This window comes from Pseudomonas sp. StFLB209 (assembly GCF_000829415.1).
In the GTDB taxonomy this organism is placed as follows: Bacteria; Pseudomonadota; Gammaproteobacteria; order Pseudomonadales; family Pseudomonadaceae; genus Aquipseudomonas.
This window is the reverse complement of record NZ_AP014637.1, coordinates 929,713-942,933: the sequence shown is the minus strand read 5'-3', so window position 1 is coordinate 942,933 and position 13,221 is coordinate 929,713. Positions and strand designations below refer to the sequence as shown.

Here is a 13,221-nt window from a genome sequence, read left to right as displayed (position 1 = left end):
CTGCGACCTGCACTTGGTAGGAGCGAGCTTGCTCGCGAGATGGCCGGTCCAGACAATACATATGGGGCGTCTGGCAGATAGCTTTCGCGAGCAAGACGGATCGCCGCCCGCTCGCTCCTACAGTACCCGTGCATCATGCAATGCGCTCAACGCCTGGCTGCGCAGCCTTGCCAGGGTGTCGTCGCTGCGTTCGCGGGGGTAGCTCAGCGGTACGTGCAGTTCCTGGCGCACGGTGCCGGGCCGGTTGCCGATCACCAGCACCCGATTGCTCAGGTACAGCGCTTCGTCGATGTCGTGGGTCACCACCAATAATCCGATATGGTGTCGGCGGGCCAGCTCCAGCAGCAGGTCTTGCAGCTTGTAGCGGGTAAAGGCATCCACCGCGCTGAACGGTTCGTCGAGCAGTAGCAACTCAGGCTGGCCATACAGGCCACGGGCGATGGCCACCCGTTGCGCCATGCCGCCAGACAGCTGTTTGGGCAGGGCGTCGGCAAAGCCGCTCAGGCCCACTTCGTCGATCAACGCCGCAACCCGCTCACGGTCGTACTGGCGGTCGTCGCTGAAGCCGATATTGTCGGCCACACTCAGCCAGGGCATCAGCCGCGGTTCCTGGAACACGAACCCGACCTGTTCGGGCCGCTGGCGCAGCTCACCGACAAAGTCGCTGTCCAGTTGCGCGACCAGGCGCAGCAGGGTGCTTTTGCCACAACCGCTGGGGCCGAGCAGGCTGACGATTTCGCCGGGTTGCAACCGCAGGTCGATCTGGCCCAGTACGGGCGTTTCGGCAAAGGATTTGCGCTCGACCCGCAAGTGCAACAGATCAGCGCTGGATGGGGTTGCCTGGGCAATACTCATGGTTGGGCTCCGGGGCCTGCGCCGTCAAAGGTGTCGCGCCAGGTCAGCCAGCGGCGCTCAAGGCTGGCCAGCAGGCCGTCGCTGATTTTGCCCAGCAGGGCCAGAACGATAATGGCCGCCAGCACCAGGTCGGGCCGTGAGGTTTCGCGGCCATCGCTGAGCAGGTAACCCAGGCCGCGGGTGGCGGCGATCAGTTCGGCGGCCACCAGAAACATCCAGCTCAGGCTCAAGGCGCTGCGCAGGCCGGTGAACACCCCGGGAAACGCCGCAGGCAACAGAATGCGCCGGGCCAGGCGCGCACGGCTGAAGCCGTACATGCGCCCGACTTCCACCAGTTTGCGGTCGATATTGCGAATCGCCGCCACGCCATTGAGGTACACCGGAAAAAACGCACCGATGGCAATCAGCACCACCTTGGAAGTTTCGCCGATGCCCAACCACAGCAATAGCAACGGCACCCAGGCCAGGCTGGGAATGGCGCGCAGGCTGGCGAAGGTTGGCTCCAGCCAGGCTTCGGCTTCGCGGCTCAGGCCGACCCAGGCGGCGAACAGCAGCCCCAGACTGGCGCCCACTGCGAAACCGGCCAGCACTCGCGACAGGCTGGCGCCGATATGTTTCCACAGCGCGCCGTCGGCCAGTTGCACCAGGGTTTGCGCCACTTCGCTGGGCGCGGGCATCTGATAGGAGGCGATCCAGCCCAGGCGCACCACCGCTTCCAGAACCACAATGATCAGCACCGGCAGTGCCAGGCCCTTGGCCCGCCGCCGCCACTGGCCGGTGTTGCTGGTCGGGCGCTCGGCAGGTGCCGCTGCGCTCAGCGCCTTGCTGGTCTGGCTCATGGCTGGATACTGGCTTTGCCGAACGACGGCTCGATCAACTGGTAGATCACTTGCTTGACGTCCACGCCACGTTTGACCAGTTCTTCAGAGACCAGAATCGGTGCTGCGGCCTGCGAGGCGGCGATGTCTTTGTCGCTCAGTTGCGGCGCCGACAGGTCGGTACGGGTCAGCTGCAGCTTGGCCACGTCGAGCGGCAATTTGGATTCATCAGCCAGCAGTTTGGCGAACTCTTCAGGGTGTTCGAGTGCCCAGCGCCGCGCCTGCTCATAGGCCTTGATCACCGTATTGATGGTTTGTGGATGCTCTTTGGCGAAGGTCTCGGTCACGCTGATCACCCCGTAGCTGTTGAAGTCCTTGTTGCGATACAGCAGGCGCGAGCCGGCTTGCAGTTCACTGGCGGCCATGTGCGGGTCCAGGCCTGCCCAAGCATCGACATCGCCTTTTTCCAGGGCGGTGCGGCCATCGGGGTGTTGCAGGTGCAGCAGTTCCACGTCGTTCTTGTTCAGCCCGGCACTGGCCAGGGCGCGCAGGGTGAACAGGTACGGGTCGGTGCCTTTGGTGGCCGCGATTTTCTTGCCCTTGAGGTCGTTGATGCTTTTCAGCGGTGAATCCTTGCTGACCACCAGCGCGGTCCATTCGGCGCGGCTGTAGACGTACACCGATTTGATCGGGCTGCCGTTGGCGCGGGCCAACACGGCGGACAGGCTGGCCGACGAACCGAAGTCGGCGCCGCCACTGTTGAGGTATTCCAGCGAGCGGTTACTGCCCTGGCTGAACACCCAACTGACTTTCGAGTCCGGCAGGGCTTTTTCCAGCCAGCCGAAGTGCTTGAGCACCAGACTCACCGGCGAGTAATAGGCGTAATCCAGGCGCACTTCCTTGGGCGCGGTCTCGGCATAAGCGGTGCTGTTCAGGGCCAGGCCGGCGATGCAGGCGGCGGCCAGGACTTTCACAGAGCGGGGCAGACGGGTCAGCGATGAGGCCAGGAGAGTCAGACGCATGGGTAGGTTCCGCAAGGCATGGAGGACGGGCTGTGAATCAGCTGTTGGGTAACCATGACTGTTTGCACGGGGCGTGCCATCAGGCTGCTGGCCACGTAGTACGGGCGTTTGGGACGGTTTGCCGGCGACGGGCTGCTGTATGTGGTGCGGCAGAATGTCGAGGCACTGTTGCTCAGGCAACAGTTGATGCTGGGCCTGTTGCAGGCCACAAGCGGCAAGTCCGTCGTCGGTCGCTTGCGCTTGAAGCAGGGTGATGGGTGAAACGGCTCAGATCGACAGGCGCAACAGGCGGTTATCCAGTTCGTGATCCTGGTTGCGGCGTTTGTTGACCACCAGTTCGCCAATGGCGATCAGCCGCGTGCGGGTGACGTTGCGTGACAGGCCCAGCAGTTCGGCGGTGTGCACCTGATTGTGATGGCAGAAATGGTAGGCCGCCCGTAGCAGCGCGGTTTCGACCCGCTCGTGCAATGCACCGGGCTGCTCCTCGCACAGCCGGCGGAACGTGTGTTGCAGCAGTTGCTCCAGCGAGTCACCGTCGGCGCCGGTGCGCGAGTAGCCGGCGTCGTCCTGGCGCTCCAGGCGCAGGTTGGACAAGCGCAGGTCATCGGCTTGTACTTCACCGTCGCGGCAAGTCAGCAGGCTGTGGTGAATAACGTTTTCCAGCTCACGAATATTGCCCGGCCAGCTGTAACCCACCAGCTTGGCTTCGGCGCCGGGGCTGAGGGTCATCTGCCCGTAACCCAGGCGCTCGCTGTAGGTGCGGATGAAATGCCGGCTCAACGGCAGGATATCGCCCGGCCGCTCGCGCAGGCCGTGCAACGACAGGGTCACCACGTTCAGCCGGTAATACAGGTCTTCGCGAAAGTGCCCGGCGTTGATGGCTTTTTCCAGATGCACATTGGTCGCTGCCAGCACCCGCACGTTGATCGGCAGGCTTTTGCGCGAGCCCAGGCGGACCACTTCGCGCTCTTGCAGTACCCGCAGCAGCTTGACCTGGATGGCCATCGGCAAATCGCCGATTTCATCGAGAAACAAAGTGCCGCCGTTGGCCTCCTCGAACCAGCCGGCCTTGGCACTCAACGCGCCGGTGAAGGCGCCTTTTTCATGGCCGAACAGCTCGGCTTCAACCAGCGATTCGGAAAACGCGCCGCAGTTGACCGCCACGAACGGCCCGTTGCGTCGGCCACTGAGGTTGTGCAAGTGCCTGGCCACCAACTCCTTGCCCGTACCGGTTTCACCGATGATCAGCACACTGGCCTCACTGGGGGCGATCTGTTGCAGGTGGGCCAACAGCGCGCGCGATTTAGGGTCTTCGAACACTTGGGCGGTGGCCCGAATGGACGTGGCCAGGGCCGGCGAAGGGGGCAGGGTCAGCAGTTGCATGAGGGCTCTCGCTCAAGAATAAAAAGTCGGGGTCGGGCGGGCACCGTTCAGGGCCCAGTCACCCAGCTCGTGCAGTTTGTAATCCAGCGGGTCGTGCAGGGTCTGGGTGCGCAGGTTGCGCCAGAAGCGGTCCAGGCGCAGGGCGGCATGGGTGGCGCGGGCACCGGTGACTTCAAACAGGCGGCTGGTCAGGTCCAGGCCGGTGCGGCTGGCGTTGACCTTGGCGCTGGCAATCGCCAGCGCCAGTTGCGCGCGTTCTTCGCTGCCCAGCTCCGGACCTTTGTTCCAGGCGGCATCGAGCAGCACACAGGCGCGCTCGACCAGCACCCGCACCGCTTCCAGCGATGCCCAGAACTCGCCGTAGTGGCGCAGAATGTAAGGGTCCTCGCTGATGTCCTGAGCCTTGGAGGTGAACCACGGGCGGCTTTCCTTGAGGGTGTAATGCCGCGCTTCTTCGAACGCGCCTTCACTGATGCCGAGAAACAGATTGGTGAAGTGCAGTTGGGCGATCAGCGGCCGCAGTGAAGCAAACGGGGTGCTCAACGGGCCTGGGTCGAGCAGCAATTCCGACTCTTCGACCCGTACCCGCTCAAAGGTCACGCTGCCGCTGTCGGTCTGGCGCTGGCCCATGTTTTCCCAGTCGTCGTGCAGGGTAATGCCGGTGCGCCCGCTGGGGATGGCGGCAATGATCAGTTTGCCGCCGGCGCTTTCATCCACCGCCGAGGCGATGAGCATTTCCGAATCGCTGGCGCCGGAGCAAAAGCTCTTGCGCCCGGAAAATTCCCGCCAGCCGTCGAAGGTCTTCAGCACCGTGCGAGTGTCCAGCGGGTTCAGGGCGTTGCCCCAGAACCAGTTTTGCCGGGCGGTCTGCTCGAACCAGGGTTGCCATTGGTCCGGGCGGGAAAACAGCCGCACGGTGGCCAGCATCAGGTGGTGAAAGCCGAACACGTGGGCGATCGAGCTGTCGACCTTGGCGAATTCGCGCACCACATCAAAAGTCTCGCGCCAGCTGGCGCCCAGGCCACCGAAACGGGTCGGAATGCTCAAACCCAGCAGGCCGCTGTGGCGCAACGCATCGCGCTCGGCCTGGGGGGTGCCGCCCTGGGCGTCGCGCTCGGCGGCGTTGGAGGCAAATTCGCAGGCCAGGTTACGGGCCAGGTGTAAGGGGCTGGTGAAAGAGGCAGGTAAAGGGGCCTTCACAGGAGCAATCACAGGCGTCGTCACGAAAAAATCCTCAAATTAAGCCGTTTCTGGTTTACGCCGGCTGCTTTCGGGCGCTGGGCAACACGTCATTGGCGATCATTTCGCCAAACGGGCCGGTCAGGTTGGTCAGGCCACGGCCGGCCAGGCTGGCGTAGGGTTCGGGCAGCAGCGGAAATACCAGTTCGGCAAACCGGTAGGCTTCTTCAAGGTGCGGGTAGCCAGAGAAAATAAAGCTCTCGATGCCCAGGTCGGCATACTCCTTGATGCGCTCGGCAACCTGCTCAGGATTGCCAACCAGCGCCGTGCCCGCACCGCCGCGCACCAGGCCGACCCCGGCCCACAAGTTGGGAGCAACCACCAGGTTATCGCGGCGCCCACCGTGCAACTGCGCCATGCGCCGCTGGCCTTCGGAGTCAAAGCGGGCAAACGACTGCTGGGCGGCGGCGATGGTGGCGTCGTCGATGTGCGCGATCAGCTCATCAGCGGCGCGCCAGGCATCTTCTTCGTTCTGGCGCACGATCACATGCAGGCGAATCCCGAACTTCACCGTACGGCCATGTTTGGCCGCGCGCTCCCGCACGTCGCTAATCTTCGCAGCCACTGCCGCTGGCGGCTCGCCCCAGGTCAGGTACACGTCAATCTGCTCGCCTGCCAGGTCATGGGCGGCGTCGGAAGATCCGCCGAAATACAGCGGTGGATAAGGCTGCTGAATTGGCGGGTAGAGGGCCTTGGCATTTTTTACATGCAAGTGCTTGCCCTGGTAATCCACGGCCTCGCCTTGCAGCACGCGGCGCCAGATATGCAGGAACTCGTCGGTGACTTCGTAGCGTTCGCTGTGGCTCAGGTGAATCCCGTCGCCACGGTTTTCATCGGGATCGCCGCCGGTCACCACGTTGATCAGCACCCGTCCGCCAGACAAACGATCCAGGGTGGCGGCCATGCGCGCCGAGACGGTCGGTGAAATGATGCCCGGCCGAATCGCCACCAGAAAACGCAGCTTTTCAGTCAGCGGCGCCAGGGCCGAGGCCACGACCCAGGAGTCCTCGCAGGAGCGTCCGGTGGGAATCAACACGCCGTGGTAACCCAGCCCATCAGCCGCCTGGGCCACTTGTTTGAGATAACCGAGGGTGACCGGCCGTGCCCCCTTGGCGGTGCCCAGGTAATGACCGTCACCGTGGGTCGGCAGAAACCAGAACACATTCATGCGCGGCTCCCTGAGTGACATTGATCAATGACGGTGAATGAACAGCAGACGCCGCGGCAGGCCGCAGCGCCATGCACAAATGCGCTCATGATCGCTTCCTTAATGTGAGCCCGTTAACAGGCTGGACAAGGCGGGTTCGCAAGTCCTGTGCCACAAGCCCAGACCCAGGCGGGCCGGGGCTTTTCACGGGGTTTTTCACCAAGGATGAGGGCGTTGCTGTTGCTCAGCGGTGATTGCTGCCCAACAACTGTTGGCTGAGCAACAGTTGCCGTGGGAGAGGTGCGCGATGCAATCAAGCTCCGGTGAGGGGCGGGCGGTGATGCTCGTGAGCTGGGGCCTTCGCGACTAAAGCCAATATTGTTCAGATAAGCACTGCGTGCCTTTGTGGGAGCGACCTTGGTCTGGGCGGCATTCCGACGAAGAGGCCAGTAAAAACACTACATCTGCTGCGAATGTGCCGCCGTCTTCGCCGGGATGCCGGACCACAGCAACCGGAGCGCCGGCCGGTTGCTCCCACCGGTCTAATTGAACAGTATTGCGGCTAAAGCCGCTCTTACAGCGCAATCAATGCCGGGTGCAGGTCGTGAATGTGCGTGGGCTTGGGCGCGACGTACTGCTCGTCGCTGGTCAGTTCATGCAGCAGCTCTTCGCGCAGCAGGTGAAAGTCATAGCCGCTGCGCTGGCGCGGGTGCGGCAGGTTGATGTCGACCACGCGCTTGATCCTCCCCGGCCGCGGCTCCATGACCACCACCCGGTCGGCGAGGAAGATCGCTTCTTCGACGTCATGGGTCACCAGCACCGTGGTGATTTTTGCCCGTTCGCGGATTGCCAGCAGTTCGTTCTGCATCTGCTGGCGGGTCAGCGCGTCGAGGGCGCCAAACGGTTCGTCGAGCAGCAGGATACGCGGGCTGGCCACCAGGCCACGGGCGATGGCCACCCGTTGTGCCATGCCGCCGGACAACTGGTGCGGGTAAGCACGGGCAAAGTCCTTGAGGCCCACCAGGTCGATGAAGTCGGCGACCCGCTGTTGTTTCTGTTCGTTGCTCAGTGGCTCGTTGACCAGCCCCAGACCGATGTTGTCCTGCACGGTCAGCCAAGGAAACAGCCGGTGCTCCTGGAACACGATGCCGCGTTCGCTGCCGATGCCTTCGACCACCTTGCCGTCGACCCGAATCTCGCCACGGTACTCGGTGTCCAGGCCGATCAGCAGGCGCAGCAGGGTTGATTTGCCGCAGCCGCTGGAGCCGACGATGGCGACGAATTCTCCTTCGGCAATCTGCAGGTTGAATTCTTTGATGGCCTCGATCTGGCCGCCATCGACCTCGAAGACCTTGCCGACATGGTTGAAACTGACGATAGCTTGAGTCATGCGTGTCTCCAGCGCGTGGCCCGCGCTTCGATGCGTTGTCCGAGGAAGTTGAGCAAGGCGCCGGTCAGTCCGACCAGCAACATGCCGGCCATGATCACGTCCATGCGCAGCAGTTGCTGGGCACCGATCATCAGGCTGCCGATGCCGCCATTCGAGGGCATGAAGTATTCCGAACCGATGGTGCCCAGCCAGGCGTAGATCAGACTCAGGCGCAGGCCGCCGAAGATACCGGGCGCCGCACCGGGCAACACCAACCGGCCCAGACGCTGCAACGGGCTCAGGCGCAGCACCCGCGCCGCTTCAGCCAGTTGCGGTGACTGGTTGGCGACACTGCGCTGGGTGGCGATGTACAGCGGGAAAAACGCTGCGAACGAGACGAACACCCACTTGGCCGGTTCACCCAGGCCGAACCATGCCGTCAGCAGCGGCACCCAGGCGAAAATCGCGATCTGCCGCAGCGCGCCCAGGCTCGGGCCGAACAGCCGCTCGGCGGGTTTCGACAGGCCCAGCAGCAGGCCGATGCTGAACCCGGCCAGGCCACCGAGCAACAGGCCGCCGAGGGTGCGGCTCAGGCTCGTCAGCATGGCGCCGGGCAGGCTGCCGTCGAGCAGCCCGGCCCAAGTGGTTTGCAGCACCAGCAGCGGCGAGACCAGAATCTGCCGGTCGACCCATTGCAACTGATACGCGGCCTGCCAGAGCAGCAGCAACGCGATGGGCAGGTACCAGGCGGCCCAGCCCGATTGGGCCCGGCCACGATTCAGTTGCGCGGTGGGCGGGTGCGGCCAGTGCACCAGCTTGCGGTCGGCCCGGCCGATGAACAGGTCCATGCTCACCCCGACCACACCGATCACCGCGATGCAGACGAAGACGATATCAAGCATGAACAACTGCCGGGCCCAGACCATCAGGTAGCCGATGCCTTCGCTGGAGGCCAGCAGCTCCACGGCCAGCAGCGACGACCAGCCTGCCGACAGCGCCAGACGCACGCCGGCCATGAACGAGGGCAGGGCCGCAGGCAGGATCAGCCGGCGGATCAGCAGGGCGCGCGGCAGCCGCAGCACGGCCGCGGCTTCCCGCAAGCGCGGCTGGGCGTCGCGCACACCGACCAGGGTGTGCAACGTGACCGGCACCACGATGGCCTTGATCAGTACCACCAGCTTGAGCACTTCACCGATACCGAAGAACACCATAAACAGCGGAATCCACGCCAGGGTCGGAATCTGTGCCAGGGCGCTGAAGGTCGGCAGGATCAGCCGTTCAGCCCGTGGGCTGGAGCCCAGCCAGGCACCCAGCAGGGCACCGCTGCCGATGCCTGCCAGCAGACCGAAGGCCAGGCGTTGCAGGCTGATGCCCAGGTTGACCCAGATCTCGCCACTGGCCAGTTCCAGCGCGCTCTGCCAGACCAGTGCAGGCTCGGGCAGGATCTGTTCGCTCATCCAGTGCTCGCGGCTGGCAACCCACCACAAAGCGAAAATCAGGATTGGCACATACCAGCCCTGCAGGCGTGCCAGCAGCACCACTGCGCGACCATTGGGGCGCAGTGCGGCGGGCGGTAAGGGGAGGGTGGCATCACGGGTCATCAGGCTCTCCGTCGCAAACCAATGCTTATTTGCTTATTCTTTAAATGAATATAAAAAATTAATTTGATTCAAATATGGGATAAAGGCTGCCATTAATACCGTCTTGGGCAATTGCAGCCAATGCATTCCCGGAATATTTTTCATGCGAGATGTGCATGGCCCAGCAAGCACAAGGGTTACAGACCTAATATTCTTTAAAGTTACTAAAAGATCATTTTTTAGTATTTTATTTTAGGTGCGATGTATGCCTGACTGGCGCCCATCTTCAGATGCGCCAGGAGCCTCGCATGAATCTCTCACTTCCCCGTTTTGCCCTCCGTTTCGCTGCGCCGCTGCTGGCCGGCCTGTTGGCGTGTGCCGCAGGCATCGTCAACGCAGCCGAACTCAAGGAAATCCGCATCGCGGTCCCGGACCTGAGTGCCGGCCCGCAGAAAAGCGGTACGGGTGTCACCGACGTGCTGCGCAGCCAGCAACTGCTGGAGCAGGCGTTTGCCGCCGACGGCATCAAGGTGCAGTGGAATTTCTTCAAAGGCGCAGGCCCGGCCATCAACGAAGCGCTGGCCAACGGTCAGGTAGACGTCGCCTACCTGGGCGATCTGGCGGCGATCATCGGCAAGGCCAATGGTCTGGACACCCGCTTGCTCAGCGCCACCGGGCGGGGTATCAAGCAGTACCTGGCAGTCGCACCGGACTCCGGGATCAAGACCCTGGCAGACCTCAAGGGCAAGCGCGTGGCAATCTTTCGCGGCACCGCCTACCAGCTGTCGTTCGCCGCTGCACTGGCCAGCCAGGGGCTCAAGGAAACAGACCTGAAGGTCATCAACCTGGACATCAACGCTGCCGTCGCCGCCCTCGGCGCCAGGCAGATCGACGCGACCTGGGGCTCGGCGTCATTGAACTCGCTGCGTGAACGCGGCCTTGCCGAAATCCCGCTCAACACGCTGGATCTGGGCGGGGCCGGCAGCATCCAGAGCGTGCTGCTGGGCTACGGGCCGTTTATCGATGCGCATCCACAGGCGGTCGACAAACTGCTCAAAGCCAACGCCCAGGCGCTGCACTGGCTGCAACAGGAGAGCAACCGCCAGGCCTACATTGGACTGGTTGCGGAACTGGCCAACTACCCCCAGGCGGTTTTGCAGGACGACCTCAAGGGCCTGGACCTGAGCGTGCGCTTCGATTCGCGTCTTGACCCTGAGTTTCTGGCCAGCTTGCAGAAGTCGGTAGACCTGGCGGCGGAGCAGCGTCTGGTGCGCAAGCCGTTCAAGGTCAGTGAGTGGGTGTCGGATAGGGCGTTGTAAGGTTGGCCTGACGATGTAACGGGCGCGCTGCTGTGGCAGGCGCCCTTATGCTCAATCATGCGACGACATCCACCAACGGCTCTTCGCGCTTCTCGCCCTTTTCAAGAATCTGCTGGATAAAGACGTCACGCATTTCTTCTGGGTTGCTCAAAAGCAGCTTTTTGAAATCAAGGGTGTTCTGGATATTCAGCAGATCCAGCTGGTATTGACCGCCGAACGCTTTGTCATCCAGACATTGCAAGTCTCTGTGGGAACGAGCTCGCTCGTGAATAGGCCGGTAAAGTCATATGCAACTGCTGCGAATGCGCCACCACTTTCGCTAGCAACCGGAGCGCCGGCCGGCCCCTCCCACAGAGATTTTTAGCGCCTAGTCGAACAGTATTGGCTTTAGCCGCGAAGGCTTCGCTGCTGAAGCAGCTCCTACGGGGGGCCGGGTTTATTGTGCGACAGTGTGGTGCCGAGGCAATGGGACCTATGATCTAAGCCGCCTTGTGCACCTGATCCAGGCTGATAATCGTGTCGATCATCGCTCTGGCTGCCGGTGACAGGCGAAAGCCTGCGCGGCTGACGATGCCGCAGCGCGCGCCGACGCCCATCTGTTCGATGGGCAGGTTGCGCCAGTGCAGGCGGACCAGTTCGCCGGGGGCGACATCCTCGGTAAAACACTCTTCGGTGCTGATGCCGATGGCGTTGGTTTGCCGGACGATTTTCATCAGGCTGGCGAAATGATCGGTCTGGATGCCGGGGCTGAAGTCGTCGCGGCCACTGGCGCTGGCCAGCAGTTTGCGAAACCCCGGCGGCAGCAGGGTGGCAGCCAGCGGGTAGTCGAACATATCGTTGGTCGACAGGCTGTCCTTGGCCAGCAGCGGATGGCCGGGCCGGCAGAAGAACACCCCGCGCTTGGGTGTCAGCGCCTGGGTGTGGAAGTTCGGGTCGGACTCGAAGTGGCGGATATCGGCAATGAAGAACTCGATTTCTTCACGGCTCAGGCTGCGGCTGAGTTTTTCCCAGTTGTCCACTTCAAAGCCCACCTTGACCCTTGGGTAGGCGCTGATGAAGCTGGCGACCGCATCGGGCACCAGTTTTACCGCCGGGGCCGGGCCGCAACCGAATTGCAGCTCGCCAGCATCGAGCTTGGTCATTTCGGCCACTTCGCGGGTGAGCTGGTTGGCGCCCTTGACCAGGCGCAAGGCGTGCTGCAGCACCACATGGCCTTCCGGGGTCGGGCGCAGGTCTTTGCTGGCGCGGTCGACCAGCACGCAGCCGAACTCCTGTTCCAGGCTCTGGATGCTGCGGCTGAATGCCGGCTGGGTAATGCCCATGGCCTCGGCACCACGGACAAAGCTGCGGTGTTCGTTGAGCGCGATGAAGTAGCGCAACTGGCGAAGGTCCATATGCATTCCCGGCATTTGAAAAATAGGTCGAAGGTATTGGCCCTCGGGCTGGGGACAGGTTTTAAATGCAGACTCTTATTCCGTCAACGAAGCGTTTGTTTTTTAGATATAGCGTTTATGCATATCTATAGCTCGCTGCCTCGTTGACCACTGTCTGCCGGCCCTGAGGGATCAACCATGAGCAATGCCGCAATCGCCAAGCAACCTGTGCCTCATCAACTCGACCTCAAGCCGGTGGCTGGGCGCATCGGTGCCGAAGTGCGCGGGGTCACCCTGAGCGACACCCTCGACCCGGTGCTGGTCGAGGCCATTCAACAGGCACTGCTGGAGCATAAGGTGCTGTTCTTCCGTGGCCAGACCCACCTAGACGACCAAGGCCAGGAAGCGTTCGCCAAACTGCTCGGTGAGCCGGTGCCACACCCGACGGTGCCCGTGCGCGAAGGCTCCAGCTACCTGATGCAACTGAGCGCCGCCGATGGCCAGCGCGCCAACTCCTGGCACACCGACGTGACGTTCGTCGCGGCCTATCCCAAGGCCTCGATCCTGCGTTCGGTGGTGGCTCCGCAGTCCGGGGGCGACACGGTATGGGCCAATGCCGCGGCTGCTTACAACGACCTGAGCCCCGAGCTGCGCGAGCTGGCCGACCAGCTATGGGCGGTGCACAGCAACGAGTACGACTATGCCAACCCGCGCCCGAACGTCACTGCAGAGCAGGCGGCGAAGTACCGCAAGACCTTCACTTCCACAGTGTTCGAGACCGAGCACCCGGTGGTGCGTGTGCATCCGCTCAGTGGCGAGCGCTCGTTGCTGTTGGGGCACTTCGTCAAACGTATCAAGGGCTATTCACAGGCCAATTCGGTGCACCTGTTTGAGTTGCTGCAGAGCCACGTGATTCGTCTGGAAAACACCGTGCGCTGGCGCTGGAGCGTGGGCGACGTGGCCATCTGGGATAACCGCGCGACCCAACACTACGCCGTCGACGACTACGGCGATCAGGCGCGCATCGTGCGCCGCGTGACCCTGCAAGGTGAAGTGCCGGTGGGTGTGCATGGCCAGCGCAGCGTCACCACACGCGGCGCTTGATGGGTGGCTGGC

General features: G+C 62.9%; 13 protein-coding genes. 3 read left to right on the top strand and 10 right to left on the bottom strand.

Annotated features, from left to right (window positions below; translation table 11 throughout):
* Positions 1-117: 117 nt before the first annotated feature.
* Genes PSCI_RS04405 through PSCI_RS04395 form a run of 3 tightly spaced genes read right to left on the bottom strand, consistent with a single transcriptional unit; the run spans position 118 to position 2,695 of the window.
* Positions 118-855, bottom strand: coding sequence for an ABC transporter ATP-binding protein (locus tag PSCI_RS04405; RefSeq protein ID WP_045483319.1), 738 nt, complete (start codon positions 853-855; stop codon positions 118-120).
* Entirely contained in the window at positions 852-1,694 is an 843-nt protein-coding gene (locus PSCI_RS04400) for an ABC transporter permease (RefSeq protein WP_045483316.1), read from the bottom strand. Before PSCI_RS04400 ends, PSCI_RS04405 begins: the two co-directional genes overlap by 4 nt.
* Entirely contained in the window at positions 1,691-2,695 is a 1,005-nt protein-coding gene (locus PSCI_RS04395; protein WP_045483313.1) for an aliphatic sulfonate ABC transporter substrate-binding protein, read from the bottom strand. The genes PSCI_RS04400 and PSCI_RS04395 overlap by 4 nt, the downstream gene beginning before the upstream one ends.
* A gap of 108 nt (positions 2,696-2,803) precedes the next feature.
* On the opposite strand from PSCI_RS04395, the gene PSCI_RS29420 reads away from it, so the two are divergent.
* Positions 2,804-2,956: a hypothetical protein gene (locus PSCI_RS29420; RefSeq protein ID WP_158497580.1), complete on the top strand. Its 153-nt coding sequence runs from the start codon at positions 2,804-2,806 to the stop codon at positions 2,954-2,956.
* Between the two features lie 6 nt (positions 2,957-2,962).
* On the opposite strand, the gene PSCI_RS04390 is transcribed toward PSCI_RS29420, so the two are convergent.
* From PSCI_RS04390 to PSCI_RS04370, 5 genes are all read right to left on the bottom strand, one after another.
* The gene (locus PSCI_RS04390) at positions 2,963-4,078 is read right to left on the bottom strand and encodes a sigma-54 interaction domain-containing protein (RefSeq protein WP_045483310.1); all 1,116 of its coding nucleotides are present in this window, start codon (positions 4,076-4,078) and stop codon (positions 2,963-2,965) included.
* A 12-nt stretch (positions 4,079-4,090) separates the two neighbouring features.
* A complete protein-coding gene (locus PSCI_RS04385; protein ID WP_045483307.1) occupies positions 4,091-5,278 on the bottom strand; it encodes an acyl-CoA dehydrogenase family protein in 1,188 nt (395 codons plus the stop codon).
* Between the two features lie 55 nt (positions 5,279-5,333).
* Positions 5,334-6,485, bottom strand: a complete 1,152-nt coding sequence (gene ssuD, locus PSCI_RS04380) for an FMNH2-dependent alkanesulfonate monooxygenase (protein WP_045483304.1) — start codon at positions 6,483-6,485, stop codon at positions 5,334-5,336.
* 553 nt (positions 6,486-7,038) lie between these two features.
* Positions 7,039-7,854: an ABC transporter ATP-binding protein gene (locus PSCI_RS04375; RefSeq protein ID WP_045483301.1), complete on the bottom strand. Its 816-nt coding sequence runs from the start codon at positions 7,852-7,854 to the stop codon at positions 7,039-7,041.
* Positions 7,851-9,434: an ABC transporter permease gene (locus PSCI_RS04370; protein ID WP_045483298.1), complete on the bottom strand. Its 1,584-nt coding sequence runs from the start codon at positions 9,432-9,434 to the stop codon at positions 7,851-7,853. The genes PSCI_RS04375 and PSCI_RS04370 overlap by 4 nt, the downstream gene beginning before the upstream one ends.
* 287 nt (positions 9,435-9,721) lie before the next feature.
* Between PSCI_RS04370 and PSCI_RS04365 the strand changes: the two genes are divergently transcribed.
* A complete protein-coding gene (locus PSCI_RS04365) occupies positions 9,722-10,732 on the top strand; it encodes an ABC transporter substrate-binding protein (protein WP_045483295.1) in 1,011 nt (336 codons plus the stop codon).
* A 55-nt stretch (positions 10,733-10,787) separates the two neighbouring features.
* Here the strand turns inward: PSCI_RS04365 and PSCI_RS04360 are convergent, their stop codons facing one another.
* Positions 10,788-10,973 (bottom strand): hypothetical protein, encoded by a 186-nt coding sequence (locus PSCI_RS04360; RefSeq protein ID WP_045483292.1) that lies wholly within the window; start codon positions 10,971-10,973, stop codon positions 10,788-10,790.
* A 238-nt stretch (positions 10,974-11,211) separates the two neighbouring features.
* Positions 11,212-12,126 (bottom strand): LysR family transcriptional regulator, encoded by a 915-nt coding sequence (locus PSCI_RS04355; RefSeq protein ID WP_045483289.1) that lies wholly within the window; start codon positions 12,124-12,126, stop codon positions 11,212-11,214.
* Between the two features lie 177 nt (positions 12,127-12,303).
* Here PSCI_RS04355 and PSCI_RS04350 point away from each other — a divergent pair, with 177 nt between their 5' ends.
* The gene (locus PSCI_RS04350) at positions 12,304-13,209 is read left to right on the top strand and encodes a TauD/TfdA dioxygenase family protein (protein ID WP_045483286.1); all 906 of its coding nucleotides are present in this window, start codon (positions 12,304-12,306) and stop codon (positions 13,207-13,209) included.
* The last annotated feature ends 12 nt before the right edge of the window (positions 13,210-13,221 follow it).